The organism is Hyphomicrobiales bacterium, assembly GCA_016710435.1.
In the GTDB taxonomy this organism is placed as follows: Bacteria; Pseudomonadota; Alphaproteobacteria; order Rhizobiales; family Aestuariivirgaceae; genus Aestuariivirga.
On the sequence record JADJVV010000001.1, the window covers coordinates 1549804 to 1567692 of the forward strand.

Below are 17889 nucleotides of genomic sequence, written 5' to 3' on the forward strand. Positions count from 1 at the left end.
CCGAACACATCGGGCGCCTGTCAGCGGGGGATGATCCTCCGCTCGAAACAGGAGCCGGATCGATGTCCCTCAACGACGCTCACGCCTTCGCTTTCAGCCTCGCCACCACGCTGATGGCCGTCATCGTCATTTTCCGCGCCGGCGACGGCACGTTGTCGGTTTCTCCCGCCAACGAATACGACGGCGAGCCGTCTGCGGTTGTCGTCGAAATCGATCCCTTCGCCTCGTGACAGGGCGAAGATCATCGCGCACGGGCTGGAAACCTTGCCGGTTTCCACTCCCGTCGCACTTCATCTTTTGCTATGCTCGTAGCCGCGCCGTGGTGGTGGTGGTGGCGCGACCGTCAGAGCATTCTCTCGGAAGGAACCACCATGATCATCCTCGGCATTCTTCTGTCATTCGCAGTCATCGGCTTCTTCTGCTGGCTGCTCTTCACGCTCGCCGTCTTCGCGCTACCGTTCTTTGCCGGCGTCAGTGCGGGCCTATGGGCCTATCACACTGGCGCAGGCTGGCTCGGAGCCATCATCGTCGGACTCGTCTGCGCGGCGCTCACCCTCGGCATCGGGCAATTCCTTCTGATCGTCGTGCAACCGCTATGGGCGCGGATGCTGATCACGCTCGCCTTCGTCGCGCCCGCTGCACTTGCCGGCTATCACGCCACTCATGGCATCGTGAAACACACCATGCCCTCCGAACCCTGGCAGATCGTGTTCTCGATCATCGGCGCTGTTGCGGTCGGCGCCACGGCCTTCATGCGCGTGGCGGCGATGGCGGCCGCCGCCCCTGCGGGCCAGAGGCTTGCTCGGGCCTGACGTTCGTGATCTCCGTCGGCGGGTGGAGACAGGGCGATGTCTGCGTCAGTCTCATCGTCAACGGGATGTCGAAGGGGCGATGAAGGCGGATCGAGCAGAATCCCGATCGGCGTCCCCGGCAGAGCGTCTGACACTGCGGCTGAATGACCTGTCACTGGGCCGGGCAGCACACGGTAGAGGGCGTTCCGGTGGTGAAGAATGCGGTGGCGAAGCATACGCAGGCCAGCCGGGAGGGAGGGACAACCAAGTCGGCGGTTCATCGGCACACGTCTTTTTTGGTTTAGGAGGGCCGCCATTGTCTCCGTTCCCTATCTGTGAGCGAGCGCTCCAAACGGCCTCTTCAATGGGCTGATCTGACCGAAGGACGGCTGAAGCCTCGACCGCCTATGCCGCAACGGCGCGTCACGACTTTCTTCCCCTGGGTTTCACCCATTCCTCGCGAGGCAAGAAAGCCGCGCCTGCGCCGTCCTCCGCTTTGCTTCGGTCGCAAGCGATGCGCCGTCGGTCGCCTCCGGCCCGTCGATCGCCATCGAGGCCGCATGGTGCGGGCTCGAACACGAAAAACGGAGATTTAGTCATGGCGACCATCGGCACCTTCAAGAAGACCGGCTCGAACGAGTTCACCGGCGACATCGTCACCCTCAGCGTCCTGGCCAAGGGCGTGCGCATCGTCCCCGACCTGCGCTCCACCGGCGAAAACGCCCCCAGCCACCGCGTGTTGGTTGGCCGCGCCGAGATCGGCGCCGCCTGGTCCAAGCGCTCCAATGAGGGCCGCGACTATCTGGGCCTCAAGCTCGACGATCCGAGTTTCAACGCCCCCATCTACGCTAACCTCTTCGACGACGAGGATGGCGAGGGCTTCTCGCTCATCTGGTCCCGCCCCAACGGACGCCGGGGGGACTGAGGCCCCGGAGCAAGGCCCCGGCCACAACGGCCGGGGCCTTCATCGTCCGGCGACCGAATCAGTTCGACCCGCAGCGCCACCCGATCACGGTCCCAAAGGGAGACGCCGGATAGATTTTCAGTGGCATTGCGTCCAAGGACGACTAATATAGTCGTAGTTCTGGCGTGCGCGTTTGTGCCGGTGGGAGGTGATCATGCATGATCACCGCTCGACAATCGCGGGCCGCACGCGCGTTGCTGGGATGGACACAGGAGACGCTCGCTGACAGGGCCAGAGTATCGCTGACCGCGCTCAAGCGCCTTGAGTCCGAGAGCCGACTCGATGTGTACGAGACCACGCGCGATCAGATACGCAGAGCCTTGGAAGCAGCCGGTATCGTCCTCTTGTCCACGGAAAAGGGCGAAGGTGTTCTGCGACTTCACGAGCCGAACGATCGGCAAGGCAAGCTTTAGCAGCTGCGATCACCGCCGCTTCTCTTCCCGTGCTTCCAGGCCGGTATGTCATGGATCAATGACAAAACCGGAATTGGTTAACAGGATTGGCGAAGAGGAATAAGGTCATCGGTGATGAGGCATTCTACACCGACATTTATGGAGGAACCGCCGCAAGGCCCGACGCTCACGCCCTATGATCGTGAGCATATGACCCTCTATCTGCGGCTCCTGGATGCTGAACGCGATCACGCCGACTGGCGCGAAGCCGTGCAAATCCTGTTTGACCTCGACCCGGAACATGACCCAGCGCGTTGCCGCAAAATTCATGACGCGCATCTGGCGCGCGCCCGGTGGATGACCGAGCAGGGCTACCGCCAATTGCTCAGCGGAGGCAAATCCGGGTAACGCCGTGATGCCACGGCGGCATCACCCGTTGCCGAGATTCCGGCTTCCATCGATCAACCCATCCGGGAATCCTGCTTCTCCCGCAATCGATTGATATGGGGAGGATAGCAATGTTGCCAGATGCGTCCGTTTGGCGCTCGTCGGCGCGCTATGATCATGTCGAGAAGCTGACAGCGTCCGGGCTCGCATGGGAATGGCTGCGCCGCAACGAAGCCTATGATCAGGATTTCGAGGCCTATGCCGCGCCCGGCGCGGACCAGGCCGCGCTCACGGCGGAAATCCGTCAGCGCTGGAGGTTGCGATTTCCCGGCAAATCCAGAGATCGAACCCCAGATCGAACCCGTCTTCTGGCTGCCTCAGGATGACACCAGCGTCGTCGTCCTGACCTCCGCGCCGGCCGTCCTCGTTCATTCCGGCGATCAGCCCGATAGGCTCGAACGCACGAGCGAGAAGATCGATGGACAGGGCGCCCATGCCATGGTTGCGCTCCGCGATGGCGCGCAGATGCAAATTCTCGCCATCGGCGCTGCGCCCATTGCCGCCGTAGTGCCGCTCGACCGCGAGGGGTTCAGCAGGCTCGACGCTGTTTATCGCCTGCTCGCCGCCATTCACGGCCGCGCCGTGCCGCCGGACACCCGCATAACTCAGCAGCAACGGGTGCGCATGCGACGCATGCTGCGCGCTTTCGACGGCGTTCGCGATGGCGCCACCCAGCAGGACATCGCGCAGACCCTTTTCCGTACAGGCCATTTGGCTCGCGACGAGTGGCAGGCTTCCAGCGCCCGTCATGCAATCAAATCAATGCTGCGCGACGCCCGCGCCATGATTGCGGGCGGCTACCGCGGTTTGCTCGGACATCACCGACGCCCCTGATCATTCCGCATCACCCCGCTGGTGGGCGATTTTGATACCCCCCAACTTCGCCCTGCAACTCGCATCTTGTCCTTCGCCATCGTGGCCATTGCCCGCCGCCGATCATCGGCAGCCGCAAGCAACCCACGAAAGGCCGACCCATGCGCCCCGATCTCGCCGTTTTGCCGCCGCGCTTTCTGCGCACCAAGGAAGCCGCCGATTTCCTCAGCCTATCGGCTCGCACGCTCGAAAAGCACCGCACCTACGGGACGGGGCCAGCTTACAAGAAACTCGGTGGCCGCGTCGTTTACGCCGTCGATGACCTGCAAGCCTGGGCCGAGCGCGGCGCGGTCACCTCCACCTCCGATCCGCGTGGCATGGTCTTGCCCGCCAAACGCCAGCCCCTTGCGGTAGCGGCGCAGTCCGGCCGCTTCGCACGCTGATCGCGGGCGGGTCACCAATGGCGACGCGGCAACATTCTTCCTCAGAGCGCGGACAACTCGACCTGTTCCGGGCGCTGCCGGGTGAGTTCGCCGTTCGAGATGCGCAGGATCTCATGGCCTATCCGTTTTTCTCCCTCTCCAAATCCCATCGCGTCGCGCCGATCGATTTCATCGGCGGCGCAGTGACGATCCGCGTCGAGTCCGTGCCCGATCACGGCATGGCGACGATCTGGGATGCCGACATCCTGATCTGGGCCGCGAGCCAGATCGTCGAGGCTCGTGACGCGGGCCTTCGCACCTCGCGTCTGATGGCGGCCACTCCCTACGAAATCCTGCGCTTCATCGGTCGCGGCACGTCTTTGCGCGACTATCAGCGCCTGAAGGCGGCGCTGGACCGGCTTCAGTCCACGACCGTCTGCACATCGATCCGCCAGCCCGCCGAGGGTCGTCGTCACCGCTTCTCGTGGATCAACGAGTGGAAGGAGCGCACCGACCGCAACGGCAGGCCGGACGGCATCGAGATGATCCTGCCCGACTGGTTCTACCAGGCGGTGCTCGATGACGCGCTCATCCTCACCATCGACCGCGCCTATTTCAATCTCGCGGGCGGCCTCGAACGCTGGCTCTACCGCATCGTGCGCAAGCATGGTGGTAGCCAGCGCAAGGGCTGGCGCTTCGACTTTCGCCATCTGCACCAGAAATCCGGCGCGCTGTCCCCGTTCAAGCGCTTCGCCTTCGAGCTGCGCGACATCATCCGTCGCCAGCCTTTGCCCGGCTACAGGCTGTTTCTGGAGGTCGAGATCGGTGGCCGAACGCTGCTTGCCTTCGAGCCTTTTCCGCCCTGTGGAAAACCTGTGGATGGCCTCGTGCCATCGGGAACCCTCAGGCCCGTGCTATCGGGAACCGCCCTATCGTGCCAGCAGGAACCCAAACGGGGTGTAACCCCATATGCCAAAACGAAAAATCCTGCCCTTAACTTAGAGTCTAACAAAGAATCTAACTTTTTAGCGCGCGCGCGCGAGGTGGAGAACCTCATTCGGGAGGCCGCCGACGCCCTCGGTTCGACCGCGAAAACGCGCCGAAACCGCTCCCCGCAAGCCGCGTCCGACGTCCCTCAGCTTCCCTTCGCCAGTCGCTCGGGAGGCAGGCCATGATCGTGGCGTTCCTCAACCAGAAGGGCGGCGTCGGCAAGACGACGCTGGCGCTGAATCTTGCTGGCGAATGGGCCGGTAAGGGAAAGCGGGTCACGCTGATCGACGCGGACCCGCAAGCTTCGGCGCTCGACTGGTCGCAGCAGCGCAGCCGCGAAGGCCTGACGCGCCTGTTCGGCGTCGTCGGCCTGGCGCGCAATACGCTGCACCGAGAAGCCCCCGAGCTTGCCCGTGATGCCGATCACGTCGTCATCGACGGGCCGCCGCGTGTCGCCGCGCTGATGCGCTCGGCGCTTCTTGCCGCCGACCTCGTGCTGATCCCCGTCCAGCCATCACCGCTCGATGGCTGGGCCTCAGCCGAAATGCTGGCGCTCGTCGCCGAAGCGCGCATCTATCGACCCGATCTCGTTGCGCGCTTCGTGCTCAACCGTTGCGCCGCGCGCACCGTGCTGGCCCGCGAGACGGCCGAGAACCTGGCGGACCATGACCCGCCGGTGCTCGCCGCCACCATCGGCCAGCGCATCGCCTTTGCGGCAGCGGCGCAATCTGGCCGACTGGTGTCCGAACTGGATGGCGAAACGCCCGCCGCACGCGAAATCGCGGCGCTGGCCGACGAAATCGAACACCTGGGCATCGGGAGGGCCGCGCTATGAGCCAGCGCCCGATCCGCCGCGGCTTCGCCGCCCGGCCCGCCGATCCCGAACACTGGATCAAGGCGGCTGACGCTCCGCCGCGTAATGGCGAGGCCGCTGGTTTCACCGCGCGGCTGACCATCGACGTGACGCCGGATCTGCGCGGCCGGATCAAGATCGCCGCGTTCAAGCGCGGCGTCACCGTCGCCGACATGCTGCGCGATCTCCTCGCGCGCGAATTTCCCGCAACCTCTGGAGACCCATCATGACCGGCAACGCGGCCCTCCGCGTGCGCGGCGCGGCCGTGCCGATCACGCAAGCGTCCGACAATCTCACCCATGTCGAACTGACCTGGGTGGAGAAGCGCATCGAGAACTGGATCAGGTTCGGCCGCGAAGCGCGCGAGCATGTGCTCGATCGCCGCCGTCGTGTCTTTTCATATCTCCCCGGCAGCGTCTTCGCCTTCGTTCGTTGGGCGGCCAACGACTTCGGCACGATCATCTCGCGCATGGACATCGTGCGCGCGGTGATGCCGGGCGAGTCCTATCAGACGCTGCCCTTTGTGAGCCCCGGCGGCGAAATCCTGCTGAAGATCGAAGGCTGGCCCAACGTTGAACAGGTGTTCCGTCACGTCGACGCGGTGGAAGCCGCAGACATTGACGCCTGCGAGGTTTGTCCCGATCACTGGCGCCACGTTCATCACCGTCTGAGCGCCGGCCAGGAGCCGCGCGCCTACACGATGGAACGTCATCAGGCATGGCTCAAGCGGCGGAGGGTCGAAGGATGACCCGCTTCGGCTATGTCATGGTGACGTATTTTTCGTTGATGGCCATTGCCATCGGTTCCTGCGTTTCCCTGCCGGTAAAGCTGCTCTGGAACGCTTCGGCCAGCGTGCCCATCGGCTTCTATGATCTGGAACGTCCAAGTCCTCTCCAGGTTGGCGATCTGGTCGCGGTCATGCCCGACATGCCGCTCGCCGACTTCATGGTCGGGCGCGGCTATATCGGGCGCGGCGTGCCGCTGCTCAAGCACATCGCCGCGCTGCCGGGGCAGGAAGTCTGCCGCACCGGCAACGCCGTGACGGTCGATGCGGTGCCCTTCGGCGACGCGCTCGACCATGACAGGCGCGGCCGTCCGCTGCCCGTCTGGCAGGGCTGCCGTCGCATCGCGAACGGCGAGATCTTCCTGATGAACCCATCCGTGCCCGACAGCCTCGACGGTCGCTATTTCGGCCCGCTTCCCGGACGCGACGTCATCGGCAAGGCGACGCCCCTCTACACAGACGAAGCCGGCGATGGCCGCTTCATCTGGCGCGCCGCCACGCGCTGACCGCTTCCCCATCGGCGGGAGCGGTGCTCGCCGATGATTCCTTCAACGCCACCGCCAAGGAACCGCCATGCCACAGATCGGCACATTCACTCGCGATGAAGCAGGCTTCGTCGGACATCTGACGACATTGATGATGGCCCAGGACGTGCTCATCGTCACGGCCGAACCATCGGAAACCGACAACACGCCGCAGTATCGCGTCCACATCGTCGACGGTGAGACCGGCGAGCCGGGCGCAGAGATCGGCGCGGCCTGGAGGCGCACCGGCGAGCGCGCGGGCGAATACCTCGCGCTGGTCATCGACGATCCGGCGCTGCCGCAGCCGATCCGCGCCAACCTGTTCCGTGACGACGAGACCGGCAATGCCTGGTCGCTGCACTGGAGCCGTCAGCCCAAGCACGACGGAAAGGAGTGACGCCATGCGCTGCGCCGCCTTCCTTCTCCTTTCCGGCATCTCGCTCGCTTGCGGGGTTTCGGGGCCGGCCTTCGCACAAGCGCCAGGCGTCATCCGCCCGTCGCCGCGCGATCCCTATGGCGACTACATCGCCGAGGCGGCGCAGCGTTTCCAACTTCCCGCCGCATGGATACGCGCCATCCTTGCCGCCGAAAGCAACGGCGATGCGCGTGCCCTATCGCCCAAAGGCGCGATGGGCCTGATGCAGATCATGCCCGCGACATGGAGTGATCTGCGCATCCGCCATCGTCTCGGCAGCGATCCCTACGATCCGCACGACAGCATCATCGCGGGCGCGGCCTACATCCGGCTGCTTTATGACCGCTACGGATCGCCCGGCTGGATTGCCGCCTACAACGCCGGACCGGGCCGCTACGAGGCGTCGCTGAAGGGGCGCCCGCTACCGTCCGAAACGCGCGCCTATGTCGCCACCGTCGCGCCCAATCTCGACAGTGCCGGCGATCCCGGCATCACCGTCGTCGCGTCGGTAGATCCACTGGCCTGGACCCGCTCCTCATTGTTCGTGCTCGTTTCTGATCGGCAGCCCGATCGCAGACCGGCTGCCGAGTCCGTGTCGGCCGAGCGTCCGTCGAGCGATGCTTCGGCGACGCCCATCGTGCGCGATGTCTCCGCCATCGTGCCGCAGTCGAATGGCCTGTTCGTCGCGCGGGCAAACGGCGGAACGGCGCAATGAGCGCGCGGGTTCCTGTTCGCACGATAGCGCATTCCAGCGTGTCATGGGGGGCGCGAAGGGGGAGCACGGGCAACACGACCGAAGGATGGCGAGATAAAAAGCCGCGAGGTGCGGCGGTTGGCGGTCGTTTGGTTTCAAGGGGTTATGGAGCGATTTCGCGAGGTGCGGATTTTCCCCGCACCTCGCGGAAACCCGCATTTCTCCATGATTTCCGTGGCCTGACGCGATGTGCGGGGTCTCGGCCATGACCGGCGACAGCGATTTTCGCGTCCGCCCAGGCCGCATCCGCTCATCCGGCAAACAAGCCGCGCGCCCCTTCATCGCGCAGGCGCTCGCCGCCGCGCAGAAGGCTGGCGCGCGCATATCGCGCTCGGGCCGCATCACCTCCGGCAATCGCTCGACCTTCGGCCGTGGCCGCACGGCGAGCGTTCGCGCCAATCGCCTCCTGACAGGCCGTTCCCGCATCGTCGTCATCAAGACGCGGGTAGTGCGCCACCATCAGCACGCAACGCCGCTCAAGGCCCACCTCAACTATCTGCGCCGCGAGGGCGTGACCCGTGACGGGGAGAAGGCCCTGCTATTCGGGCCGGGTAGTGACGACGTGGATGGCCGGGCTTTCGCGGAGCACTGCGAGGAGGATCGGCATCATTTCCGCTTCATCGTCTCGCCGGAGGACGCCGTGGAGATGACCGACCTCCGTGGCTTCACCCGCGAACTGATGAGCCAGATGGAAAGCGATCTTGGCACGAAGCTCGATTGGGCCGGCGTCGATCACTGGAACACCGACAATCCCCACGTCCACATCATCGTGCGCGGCCGCACCGACGATGGCCAGGATCTCGTCATCGCCCGCGACTACATCAAGGAGGGAATGCGCGCCCGCGCCGCCGATCTCGTCACGCAGGATCTCGGGCCGCGCACCGATCTCGACATCCGCCGCAATCTAGACCGGCAGGTCGAGGCCGAGCGCTGGACCCAACTCGACCGCCAACTCGTGCGCGACGGACACGACACCGGCGTCATCGACATAGCGCCCGACCGCCACGCCACGCCCGACGAATATCATGCCTTGAAGGTTGGCCGTCTTCGCAAGCTGGAATCGCTCGGCCTCGCCGATCAGGTCGGCCCCGGCCAATGGATTATCGCCGATGATGCCGAGCCGACGCTGCGCGAGATGGGCGAGCGCGGCGACATCATCAAGCGGATGCACCGCGCGCTGACCGAACGCGGCATCGAGCGAAGTTCGGCGGGCTATGTCCTCGCCGCTGAAAATCTCGATACGCCGATCATCGGCCGGCTGGTCGATCGTGGTCTCGACGATGAGCTGAAGGGCACGGCCTACGCTGTGATCGATGGCGTCGACGGCCGCACCCACCACGTCAGGCTGCGCGATCTCGACGCCGCCGGCGACAGCGTGACAGGATCAATCGTCGAGCTTCGCAGGTTCGAGGACGCCAAGGGCGAGCGTCGCGTCGCGCTCGCTGTCCGTTCCGATCTTGACATCGACCGCCAGATTACCGCGACAGGCGCGACCTGGCTCGACCGGCAGAATATTTCCCGCGAGTCGGTGGCGCTATCGGAAGGCGGCTTCGGCGCCGAGGTGCGCCACGCCATGAGCGCCCGCGCCGCCCATCTGGTCGAACAGGGCTTCGGCGAACGGCACGGTCAGCGAGTCACTTTTGGCCGCAACCTGATCGATACGCTGCGCCGCCGAGAACTGGACGCGCTCGGCGAGAAGCTCGCTGCCGAGACTGGCCAACCCTTCAACCGCGCGGGCAACGGCGAATATGTCGCCGGCTCCTATCGCCAGCGCATCACGCTCGCCTCCGGCCGCTTCGCCATGATCGACGACGGCCTTGGCTTCCAGCTCGTGCCGTGGACGCCGTCCCTCGAAAAGCAGCTCGGCCGTCATGTCTCCGGCGTCGCCCGCGATGACGGCGGCATCGACTGGAGCTTCGGGCGCAAGCGCGGCCTGGGCCTCTGATTTTCTCCAAGACCCTTTGCCCAAAAAGGAATTGCCTATGTCCGCGACCAAAATCCTCTGGGGCCAGATCCTCGCCGTCTTCACCATCGTCTTTCTTTGCATCTGGGGCGCTACCGAATGGGTTGCGTGGCGGCTCGCCTTCCAGCCCGAACTCGGACACCCCTGGTTCACTTTACTGGGCTTCCCCTTCTACTATCCGCCGTCCTTCTTCTGGTGGTGGTATGGGTATGATGCCTACGCCCCGTCGATCTTCATTGAGGGCGCCTATATCGCGGCATCAGGCGGTCTGATCGCCGCCGCCGTGGCGATCGGCATGTCGGTCTGGCGGGCGCGCGAAGCCAAGAAGGTCGAGACCTATGGTTCGGCGCGCTGGGCCGATACGGCGGAAGTGAAGGCTGCCGGGCTGCTTGGTCCCAATGGGGTGGTGCTCGGTCGTTTTACCCACGACTATCTTCGCCACGACGGGCCGGAGCATGTGCTGTGCTTCGCGCCGACCCGCTCGGGCAAGGGCGTCGGCCTCGTCATCCCCTCGCTGCTGACCTGGCCGGGCTCGGCCATCGTCCACGACATCAAGGGCGAGAACTGGCAGCTCACCGCCGGTTTCCGCGCCCGGCACGGCCGCGTCCTGCTGTTCGACCCGACCAACGCGAGGTCCTCCGCCTACAATCCGCTGCTCGAAGTGCGGCGCGGCGAGTGGGAAGTCCGCGACGTCCAGAACATCGCCGACATCCTGGTCGATCCCGAGGGCAGCCTCGAAAAGCGCAGCCATTGGGAGAAGACCAGTCACGCCCTGCTGGTCGGTGCGATCCTGCATGTCCTCTACGCCGAGGCGGACAAGACGCTGGCCGGCGTCGCCGCTTTCCTCTCAGATCCGAAGCGCCCGATCGAGTCGACGCTCAACGCCATGATGAAAACTGCACATCTCGGCGATGCCGGGCCGCATCCCGTCATCGCCAGCGCTGCCCGCGAGCTGCTCAACAAATCCGACAACGAACGCTCGGGCGTACTCTCCACCGCCATGTCGTTCCTCGGCCTCTATCGCGATCCCGTTGTAGCCGAGGTGACGCGCCGCTGCGATTGGCGCATCACTGACATCGTAGAGGGCAAACAGCCGACGACGCTCTACCTCGTCGTCCCGCCCTCCGACATCAACCGCACCAAGCCGTTGATCCGCCTGATCCTCAATCAGGTCGGTCGTCGCCTGACCGAGGATTTGCAGGCCAAGGCCGGGCGCCACCGGCTGCTGCTCATGCTGGACGAGTTTCCGGCGCTGGGACGGCTCGACTTCTTCGAGTCGGCGCTCGCCTTCATGGCCGGCTACGGGCTGAAGTCCTTCCTGATCGCGCAGTCGCTGAATCAGATCGAGAAAGCCTACGGCGCCAACAACTCGATCCTCGACAACTGCCATGTGCGCGTCAGCTTCGCCACCAACGACGAGCGCACCGCCAAGCGTGTGTCGGACGCGCTCGGCACCGCGACCGAAATGAAGGCGATGAAGAACTATGCCGGGAGCCGGTTGTCCCCCTGGCTCGGGCATCTGATGGTGTCGCGCTCTGAAACCGCCCGGCCGCTGCTCACACCGGGCGAGGTGATGCAGCTTCCCGCGACCGACGAGATCGTCATGATCGCTGGCACGCCGCCGATCCGGGCGAAGAAGGCACGCTACTTCGAGGATCGGCGTTTGCAGGAGCGCATCCTGCCGCCGCCGACTTTGAAGGCGGCGCAGGGTCGCCCCGACGACTGGACATCGCTGCCTGTGCCGCCGCGCCCGCAGATCGCGCCACAGAAGTCCGCGCCGGGAGCCGAGGACGACGATCCGACCGAATCCGAGCGCCGCCGTCAGCCCGAACTCAACCGCGCGCAGCCGGTCGAGAAGAAGGAGACGATTGAGAATGAGTTCGAGATCGGCCTCAACGAAGACGACGAGGATGACGCTGCCCGCAACAGCCGCATGAACCGGCTCATGCAAAGCGTCGCCCGTCAGGCGTCACTCGATCCCGCCGATGACATGGATATGTGAGGCCGCGATGAGCAAACCCGCCCGCAAGCAGCGTCTGTCCGTCTATCTCGATCCCGCCGTGATGACCCGTCTCGCCGATCATGCCGCGCGGCGGGATCATTCCCGATCGCTGATCGCGGAGGCTGCCATCGAATCCTTCCTGTCGCCCGACGCGGCCGAGCGACAGGAAGCCGCCCTCACCAAGCGGCTCGACCAGTTCGACCGACGCATGGTTCGGCTTGAGCGCGATGTCGGGATTTCCGTCGAGATGCTGGCGGTGTTCGTCCGCTTTTGGCTCGCCACCACGCCCACGCTGTCCGAACCCGTCGCGAAAGCCGCCCATGCGAAGACGGCCGAACGCTATGGTGCCTTCGTGACTGCGCTTGGGCGACGTCTCGCCAAGGGGCCAAAGCTGCGGCAGGAGATCGCGGAGGATGTAGGCGTCCCAAACGGCGATGATTCCCACGCGCGGGACGAATAATCATCGGACGACGTCATTCAAGATAAGGCCGGTGCCGCCGATCTCCTGTATTTGCACGCCACACTACTACGCCGATAAATCCTTGTTGAATCCGCCCTAAATCAGGCTCTTTTACTCAACCCCGCAAGGGGAAGGTCTGTCGATCCCCGCTGAACTCGGGGCGACATGAAGGCTTCACATCATAATTCGGAAGGCTTGGCGCGCGGCGCACGGATGCTGCGCACGGCGCTCGGCCCGGCCATCGCGCGGTTTCTGGAAGACGCCACCGTCGTCGAGGTGATGCTGAACCCGGACGGGCGCATCTGGATCGACCGGCTGTCCGAAGGATTGTCCGATACGGGTGAGCGGCTATCGCCCGCCGATGGCGAACGGATCGTGCGCCTGGTCGCGCACCATGTCGGCGCCGAGGTTCATGCCGACGCGCCGCGCGTCTCGGCAGAACTGCCCGAGACGGGAGAGCGGTTCGAGGGGCTTCTTCCCCCCGTAGTCGCCGCGCCAGCCTTTGCGATCCGTAAGCCCGCCGTGGCGGTGTTCACGCTCGACGATTATGTCGCGGCCGGGATCATGTTAGGGGGACAGGCCGAGGCGCTTCGCCAAGGCGTTGCGTCTCGCGCCAACATCCTCGTCGCCGGCGGCACCTCGACCGGTAAGACCACGCTGACCAATGCGCTGCTCGCCGAGGTGGCGAAGACCTCCGATCGCGTCGTCATCATCGAGGATACGCGCGAGCTGCAATGCGCTGCGCCCAATCTCGTCGCCATGCGCACAAAGGATGGCGTCGCCTCGTTGTCCGATCTCGTCCGCTCGTCGCTGCGCCTACGCCCTGACCGTATCCCGATTGGTGAGGTGCGAGGGGCGGAAGCGCTGGACCTCCTCAAGGCATGGGGCACCGGCCATCCAGGCGGCGTCGGCACGATCCACGCCGGTTCGGCGATCGGCGCGCTGCGTCGCATGGAGCAGCTCATTCAGGAAGCCGTGGTCACGGTTCCGCGCCCGCTGATCGCCGACACGATCGATCTCGTCGCCGTGCTGTCGGGCCGCGGTTCTGCACGCCGGCTCGGCGAACTCGCCCGCGTCGAGGGCCTCGGCCCCGACGGCGATTACCGCGTCACACCCGCCATCAGCACCCCGGTTTTCGAGGGTGACGGCGGCGACCCTGCCACTCTCAACCCTAGCCACGAAGGAGAAAACCTGTGATCCAACGCCTGCGCACTATGCGCCTATCCCACCTGCGCCACCGTCTCGCCATGACCGTATCGGTCGCGACGCTCAGTGTGGTGATGGCTGCGCCCGCCTACGCCTCCGGCTCGTCCATGCCGTGGGAAGCCCCACTGCAATCGATCCTCCAGTCGATCGAAGGCCCGGTCGCCAAGATCATCGCCGTCATCGTCATCATCTCTACCGGCCTGGCGCTGGCGTTCGGCGATACGTCGGGCGGCTTCCGCCGCCTCATCCAGATCGTGTTCGGCCTTAGCATCGCCTTCGCCGCGTCGAGTTTCTTCCTGTCGTTCTTCTCGTTCGGCGGCGGAGCGCTGGTTTGATGGCGGGCGTCGTCGATCAGGGCGGGGAAGTTCCCGGCTACACGGTCCCGCTGCACCGGGCGCTGTCCGAACCGATCTTGCTCGGCGGCGCACCGCGCGCCATCGCGATCATGAACGGCACGCTCGCGGGCGCTGTCGGCTTGGGACTTCGCCTCTGGCTGGTCGGCCTTGCCATCTGGGCGATTGGTCATTTCGCGGCGGTATGGGCCGCCAAGCGCGATCCGCTCTTCGTCGATGTCGTGCGCCGCCATCTGCGCATTCCCGCGCACCTTTCGGTTTGAGCGAGGACCTGGCCGTGATGAACCTCGCCGAATATCGCAACAAGAATGGTCGCCTCGCCGACTTCCTGCCGTGGGTGGCGCTGATCGGTGAAGGCATCGTCCTCAACAAGGACGGCAGTTTTCAGCGGACGGCGCAGTTCCGTGGGCCGGACCTCGACAGCGCCGTGCCCGCCGAATTGGTCGCTGTCGCCGGCCGCCTCAACAACGCCTTCCGCCGTCTCGGCTCAGGCTGGGCGATCTTCGTCGAAGCGCAGCGGCATGTCTCGAACCGCTATCCCAAAAGCATATTCCCGGATTCGGCGTCGGCGCTGGTCGAAGCCGAGCGCAAGGCCGACTTCGAGGAAGCCGGCGCACATTTCGAGTCCAGCTACTTCCTGACCTTCTGTTATCTGCCGCCGGCGGAAGACGCAGCCCGCGCCGAGACCTGGCTTTACGAAGGCCGCGACCGGTCGGGCGTCGATCCGCACGAGGCGCTGACCGGCTTCGCCGACCGTATCGATCGCATCCTGCGTCTCGTCGAAGCCTTCATGCCGGAATGTGTCTGGCTCGATGATGCCGAGACACTGACCTATCTGCACGCTTGCGTCTCGACCAAGCGGCACCGGGTTCGCGTGCCAGAAACGCCGATGTATCTCGACGCTCTACTCGCCGATCAGCCGCTGACTGGCGGCCTCGAACCAATGCTCGGCAACCAGCACATCCGTGTGCTGACCATCACCGGCTTTCCGACCGCGACGACGCCCGGCCTACTCGACGAGTTGAACCGGATGGCGTTCCCCTATCGCTGGAGCACGCGCGCGATCCTGCTCGACAAGACTGACGCGACGAAGCTCCTCACCAAGATCCGCCGCCAGTGGTTCGCAAAGCGCAAGTCGATCGCCGCGATCCTCAAGGAAGTGATGACCAATGAAGCGTCGGCGCTGGTCGATACGGACGCCTCGAACAAGGCGGCAGACGCTGACCTCGCGTTGCAGGAACTCGGCGCCGACTATGCCGGGATCGCCTACGTCACCGCGACGGTGACGGTGTGGGACGCCGATCCGCGTACCGCCGACGAAAAACTGCGCCTCGTCGAGAAGGTCATTCAGGGCCGTGACTTCACGGCGATGGCCGAGACCATCAATGCCGTGGACGCCTGGCTCGGATCACTGCCGGGGCATGTCTATGCCAACGTCCGGCAACCGCCGATCTCCACGCTCAACCTCGCCCACATGATTCCCCTGAGCGCCGTGTGGGCGGGGCCGGAACGGGACGAGCATCTCGCAGCGCCCCCGCTGCTCTTCGGAAAGACTGAAGGCTCGACCCCGTTCCGGTTTTCCCTGCACGTCGGCGATGTCGGCCACACGCTGATCGTCGGGCCGACCGGTGCGGGCAAGTCCGTCCTGCTGGCTCTGATAGCGATGCAGTTCCGGCGCTATGCCGGCGCGCAGGTGTTCGCCTTCGATTTCGGCGGCTCGATCCGCGCTGCCGCACTCGCCATGCGGGGCGACTGGCATGATCTGGGTGGCGGTCTCACCGAAGGCAGCGCCGACAGCGTATCGCTTCAGCCACTCGCCCGCGTCGATGACCCCGCCGAACGGGCATGGGCGGCCGACTGGCTCGCCGCGATCCTGTCCCGTGAGAGCGTCGCGCTCACGCCAGAGGTGAAAGAGCACCTCTGGACGGCGCTGACCTCACTGGCGTCTGCGCCGATCGAGGAACGCACGATCACGGGCCTATGTGTCCTCTTGCAGTCCAACGACCTCAAGCAGGCATTGCGACCCTATTGCATCGGCGGGGCATGGGGGCGGTTGCTCGACGCGGAGAGCGAACATCTCGGCACGGCGACAGTCCAAGCTTTCGAGACCGAGGGGCTGATCGGCACGGAAGCTGCACCCGCCGTGCTCGCCTATCTGTTCCACCGGATCGAAGATCGGCTCGACGGATCCCCCACGCTCATCATCGTCGATGAAGGATGGCTCGCGCTCGACGACGAGGGCTTCGCCGGCCAACTCCGCGAATGGCTAAAGACGCTGCGCAAGAAGAACGCGAGCGTCATCTTCGCCACGCAAAGCCTGTCCGACATCGACGGCTCGGCGATCGCTCCCGCCATCATCGAAAGCTGCCAGACCCGGATTCTGCTCCCGAACGAGCGGGCGATCGAACCCCAGATCACCGCCATCTATCGCCGCTTCGGCCTCAACGACCGGCAGATCGAGATCGTCGCGCGGGCCATGCCCAAGCGCGATTACTACTGCCAGTCGCGGCGTGGCAACCGCCTGTTCGAGCTGGGTCTCAGCCAAGTGGCGCTGGCGCTGTGCGCTGCCTCGGCGAAGACCGACCAGACCGCGATCGCCAACATTATCGCGGAACACGGACCCGAAGGCTTCCTCGACGCATGGCTGCGTCTTCGCGGCGTCGACTGGGCCGCCGATCTCATTCCCAACCTGACCAACCTGGAGAAACTGAAATGAAACTACGCCGCACTCGTGCGGCGCGGCTCGCTGCCGCGCTGCTCATCGCTCCGTTCGCCATCGCCCCGATGCTGGCGACGCCCGCGCAGGCGCAATGGACCGTGTTTGATCCGTCCAACTACGCGCAGAACCTGCTGACTGCGGCGCGGTCGCTCCAGCAGATCAACAATCAGATCACCAGCCTGCAAAACCAGGCGCAGTCGCTCATCAACCAGGCCCGCAATCTCGCGAGCCTGCCTTATTCCTCACTGCAACAGCTCCAGCAGTCCGTTCAGCGGACGCAGCAGCTTCTCAGTCAGGCGCAGAACATCGCTTATAATGTTCAGCAGATCGATCAGGTGTTCCAGAGCAAATACGCCAACGTGTCGATGTCAGCGTCGGACACGCAACTGATCGCCGATGCCAAGACCCGCTGGCAGAACACGGTCGGCAGCTTGCAGGATGCCATGCGCGTGCAAGCCACCGTGGTCGGCAACATCGACACCAACCGCACGCAGATGTCGGCGTTGGTCGGATCGAGCCAATCGGCGACGGGGGCATTGCAGGCAACGCAGGCCGGCAACCAGCTTCTCGCGTTGCAGGCCCAGCAGCTCGCCGACCTCACCGCTGTCGTCGCCGCCAACGGGCGAGCGCAGGCGCTGCGAGATGCCGAACAGGCAGCCGCCGCCGAACAGGGGCGCGAACAACGCCGCCGATTCCTGACACCCGGTGCGGGCTATCAGCCGGGCAATGCCCGGATGTTCCCCAGCAGCGGCAACTGAGGAACGGGCGATGGACGGCAAGAGCCTCGCGCGCATCGGCGCCGTCATCTTCGTCGCGGTTGCGATCACCGCGACTACGATCGAGATGAACCGCCATGAGGTTGCGCCGGATAATGTTGCGACACAGGCGCGTCCTGTCACGGAGCGAGATCCGCTGGATGCGGAACTCACCCGGTGCAGCGGGATCGGTGAGGCCGGCGCGCGCGATCCGTCCTGCCTGAAAGCCTGGGCTGACAACCGCCGCCGGTTTCTCGGCCCCGACCGGGAAGGACGCTGACT

General features: G+C 65.1%; 23 protein-coding genes. All 23 read left to right on the forward strand.

The annotated features are described in order from the left end of the window. Window positions 1-62 precede the first annotated feature (62 nt). The 23 genes from IPM06_07515 (at window position 63) to trbK-alt (ending at window position 17887) form a co-directional block, all read left to right on the forward strand. Window positions 63-230 (forward strand): hypothetical protein, encoded by a 168-nt coding sequence (locus IPM06_07515; GenBank protein ID MBK8770263.1) that lies wholly within the window; start codon window positions 63-65, stop codon window positions 228-230. A gap of 141 nt (window positions 231-371) precedes the next feature. Then, on the forward strand, window positions 372-812 hold the full coding sequence (locus IPM06_07520) for a hypothetical protein (GenBank protein ID MBK8770264.1): 441 nt from the start codon (window positions 372-374) through the stop codon (window positions 810-812). Between the two features lie 577 nt (window positions 813-1389). Next, window positions 1390-1716, forward strand: a complete 327-nt coding sequence (locus IPM06_07525) for a DUF736 domain-containing protein (GenBank protein MBK8770265.1) — start codon at window positions 1390-1392, stop codon at window positions 1714-1716. A 197-nt stretch (window positions 1717-1913) separates the two neighbouring features. Beyond that, window positions 1914-2168: a helix-turn-helix transcriptional regulator gene (locus IPM06_07530; GenBank protein ID MBK8770266.1), complete on the forward strand. Its 255-nt coding sequence runs from the start codon at window positions 1914-1916 to the stop codon at window positions 2166-2168. Window positions 2169-2282: 114 nt separating this feature from the next. Next, window positions 2283-2555, forward strand: coding sequence for a DUF2285 domain-containing protein (locus tag IPM06_07535; protein ID MBK8770267.1), 273 nt, complete (start codon window positions 2283-2285; stop codon window positions 2553-2555). Between the two features lie 237 nt (window positions 2556-2792). Then, a complete protein-coding gene (locus tag IPM06_07540; GenBank protein ID MBK8770268.1) occupies window positions 2793-3428 on the forward strand; it encodes a DUF2285 domain-containing protein in 636 nt (211 codons plus the stop codon). Between the two features lie 140 nt (window positions 3429-3568). Then, window positions 3569-3850 (forward strand): helix-turn-helix domain-containing protein, encoded by a 282-nt coding sequence (locus tag IPM06_07545; protein MBK8770269.1) that lies wholly within the window; start codon window positions 3569-3571, stop codon window positions 3848-3850. Between the two features lie 17 nt (window positions 3851-3867). Beyond that, on the forward strand, window positions 3868-5004 hold the full coding sequence (locus IPM06_07550) for a replication initiator protein A (GenBank protein MBK8770270.1): 1137 nt from the start codon (window positions 3868-3870) through the stop codon (window positions 5002-5004). Beyond that, the gene (locus IPM06_07555) at window positions 5001-5654 is read left to right on the forward strand and encodes an AAA family ATPase (GenBank protein ID MBK8770271.1); all 654 of its coding nucleotides are present in this window, start codon (window positions 5001-5003) and stop codon (window positions 5652-5654) included. Before IPM06_07550 ends, IPM06_07555 begins: the two co-directional genes overlap by 4 nt. Then, complete coding sequence (locus IPM06_07560; GenBank protein MBK8770272.1) at window positions 5651-5902, forward strand: hypothetical protein; 252 nt, start codon at window positions 5651-5653, stop codon at window positions 5900-5902. Before IPM06_07555 ends, IPM06_07560 begins: the two co-directional genes overlap by 4 nt. Next, window positions 5899-6420, forward strand: coding sequence for a DUF2840 domain-containing protein (locus IPM06_07565; GenBank protein ID MBK8770273.1), 522 nt, complete (start codon window positions 5899-5901; stop codon window positions 6418-6420). The genes IPM06_07560 and IPM06_07565 overlap by 4 nt, the downstream gene beginning before the upstream one ends. Further along, a complete protein-coding gene (locus IPM06_07570; protein MBK8770274.1) occupies window positions 6417-6962 on the forward strand; it encodes a S26 family signal peptidase in 546 nt (181 codons plus the stop codon). The genes IPM06_07565 and IPM06_07570 overlap by 4 nt, the downstream gene beginning before the upstream one ends. A gap of 67 nt (window positions 6963-7029) precedes the next feature. Continuing rightward, window positions 7030-7377 carry a DUF736 domain-containing protein gene (locus IPM06_07575; protein MBK8770275.1) on the forward strand — a complete coding sequence of 116 codons (348 nt, stop codon included), beginning with the start codon at window positions 7030-7032 and terminating at the stop codon, window positions 7375-7377. Between the two features lie 4 nt (window positions 7378-7381). Next, window positions 7382-8110 carry a lytic transglycosylase domain-containing protein gene (locus tag IPM06_07580; protein MBK8770276.1) on the forward strand — a complete coding sequence of 243 codons (729 nt, stop codon included), beginning with the start codon at window positions 7382-7384 and terminating at the stop codon, window positions 8108-8110. A 244-nt stretch (window positions 8111-8354) separates the two neighbouring features. Next, window positions 8355-10094, forward strand: a complete 1740-nt coding sequence (locus IPM06_07585) for a DUF3363 domain-containing protein (GenBank protein MBK8770277.1) — start codon at window positions 8355-8357, stop codon at window positions 10092-10094. 37 nt (window positions 10095-10131) lie between these two features. Beyond that, window positions 10132-12114, forward strand: a complete 1983-nt coding sequence (locus IPM06_07590; protein MBK8770278.1) for a conjugal transfer protein TraG — start codon at window positions 10132-10134, stop codon at window positions 12112-12114. Between the two features lie 7 nt (window positions 12115-12121). Next, the gene (locus IPM06_07595; protein MBK8770279.1) at window positions 12122-12574 is read left to right on the forward strand and encodes a CopG family transcriptional regulator; all 453 of its coding nucleotides are present in this window, start codon (window positions 12122-12124) and stop codon (window positions 12572-12574) included. Between the two features lie 213 nt (window positions 12575-12787). After that, complete coding sequence (gene trbB, locus IPM06_07600; GenBank protein ID MBK8770280.1) at window positions 12788-13771, forward strand: P-type conjugative transfer ATPase TrbB; 984 nt, start codon at window positions 12788-12790, stop codon at window positions 13769-13771. A gap of 17 nt (window positions 13772-13788) precedes the next feature. Further along, window positions 13789-14115, forward strand: coding sequence for a TrbC/VirB2 family protein (locus IPM06_07605; GenBank protein ID MBK8770281.1), 327 nt, complete (start codon window positions 13789-13791; stop codon window positions 14113-14115). Next, a complete protein-coding gene (locus IPM06_07610) occupies window positions 14115-14396 on the forward strand; it encodes a VirB3 family type IV secretion system protein (protein MBK8770282.1) in 282 nt (93 codons plus the stop codon). The genes IPM06_07605 and IPM06_07610 overlap by 1 nt, the downstream gene beginning before the upstream one ends. 14 nt (window positions 14397-14410) lie before the next feature. After that, window positions 14411-16849, forward strand: a complete 2439-nt coding sequence (locus IPM06_07615) for a conjugal transfer protein TrbE (protein MBK8770283.1) — start codon at window positions 14411-14413, stop codon at window positions 16847-16849. Continuing rightward, window positions 16846-17610, forward strand: coding sequence for a P-type conjugative transfer protein TrbJ (gene trbJ, locus IPM06_07620; protein ID MBK8770284.1), 765 nt, complete (start codon window positions 16846-16848; stop codon window positions 17608-17610). The genes IPM06_07615 and trbJ overlap by 4 nt, the downstream gene beginning before the upstream one ends. A gap of 10 nt (window positions 17611-17620) precedes the next feature. Then, window positions 17621-17887 carry a putative entry exclusion protein TrbK-alt gene (gene trbK-alt / locus IPM06_07625; protein ID MBK8770285.1) on the forward strand — a complete coding sequence of 89 codons (267 nt, stop codon included), beginning with the start codon at window positions 17621-17623 and terminating at the stop codon, window positions 17885-17887. The last annotated feature ends 2 nt before the right edge of the window (window positions 17888-17889 follow it).

Excerpts from the sequence above, each read along its gene's own strand:
- IPM06_07605 (MBK8770281.1), top strand. The coding sequence starts at position 13,789 with ATGCGCCTATCCCACCTGCGCCACCGTCTCGCCATGACCGTATCGGTC.
- trbK-alt (MBK8770285.1), top strand. The coding sequence starts at position 17,621 with ATGGACGGCAAGAGCCTCGCGCGCATCGGCGCCGTCATCTTCGTCGCG.
- IPM06_07595 (MBK8770279.1), top strand. The coding sequence starts at position 12,122 with ATGAGCAAACCCGCCCGCAAGCAGCGTCTGTCCGTCTATCTCGATCCC.
- IPM06_07555 (MBK8770271.1), top strand. The coding sequence starts at position 5,001 with ATGATCGTGGCGTTCCTCAACCAGAAGGGCGGCGTCGGCAAGACGACG.
- trbB (MBK8770280.1), top strand. The coding sequence starts at position 12,788 with ATGCTGCGCACGGCGCTCGGCCCGGCCATCGCGCGGTTTCTGGAAGAC.
- IPM06_07550 (MBK8770270.1), top strand. The coding sequence starts at position 3,868 with ATGGCGACGCGGCAACATTCTTCCTCAGAGCGCGGACAACTCGACCTG.
- IPM06_07530 (MBK8770266.1), top strand. The coding sequence starts at position 1,914 with ATGATCACCGCTCGACAATCGCGGGCCGCACGCGCGTTGCTGGGATGG.
- IPM06_07540 (MBK8770268.1), top strand. The coding sequence starts at position 2,793 with ATGCCGCGCCCGGCGCGGACCAGGCCGCGCTCACGGCGGAAATCCGTC.
- trbJ (MBK8770284.1), top strand. The coding sequence starts at position 16,846 with ATGAAACTACGCCGCACTCGTGCGGCGCGGCTCGCTGCCGCGCTGCTC.
- IPM06_07560 (MBK8770272.1), top strand. The coding sequence starts at position 5,651 with ATGAGCCAGCGCCCGATCCGCCGCGGCTTCGCCGCCCGGCCCGCCGAT.
- IPM06_07535 (MBK8770267.1), top strand. The coding sequence starts at position 2,283 with ATGAGGCATTCTACACCGACATTTATGGAGGAACCGCCGCAAGGCCCG.
- IPM06_07590 (MBK8770278.1), top strand. The coding sequence starts at position 10,132 with ATGTCCGCGACCAAAATCCTCTGGGGCCAGATCCTCGCCGTCTTCACC.
- IPM06_07580 (MBK8770276.1), top strand. The coding sequence starts at position 7,382 with ATGCGCTGCGCCGCCTTCCTTCTCCTTTCCGGCATCTCGCTCGCTTGC.
- IPM06_07575 (MBK8770275.1), top strand. The coding sequence starts at position 7,030 with ATGCCACAGATCGGCACATTCACTCGCGATGAAGCAGGCTTCGTCGGA.
- IPM06_07565 (MBK8770273.1), top strand. The coding sequence starts at position 5,899 with ATGACCGGCAACGCGGCCCTCCGCGTGCGCGGCGCGGCCGTGCCGATC.
- IPM06_07520 (MBK8770264.1), top strand. The coding sequence starts at position 372 with ATGATCATCCTCGGCATTCTTCTGTCATTCGCAGTCATCGGCTTCTTC.
- IPM06_07570 (MBK8770274.1), top strand. The coding sequence starts at position 6,417 with ATGACCCGCTTCGGCTATGTCATGGTGACGTATTTTTCGTTGATGGCC.
- IPM06_07585 (MBK8770277.1), top strand. The coding sequence starts at position 8,355 with ATGACCGGCGACAGCGATTTTCGCGTCCGCCCAGGCCGCATCCGCTCA.
- IPM06_07515 (MBK8770263.1), top strand. The coding sequence starts at position 63 with ATGTCCCTCAACGACGCTCACGCCTTCGCTTTCAGCCTCGCCACCACG.
- IPM06_07610 (MBK8770282.1), top strand. The coding sequence starts at position 14,115 with ATGGCGGGCGTCGTCGATCAGGGCGGGGAAGTTCCCGGCTACACGGTC.
- IPM06_07545 (MBK8770269.1), top strand. The coding sequence starts at position 3,569 with ATGCGCCCCGATCTCGCCGTTTTGCCGCCGCGCTTTCTGCGCACCAAG.
- IPM06_07525 (MBK8770265.1), top strand. The coding sequence starts at position 1,390 with ATGGCGACCATCGGCACCTTCAAGAAGACCGGCTCGAACGAGTTCACC.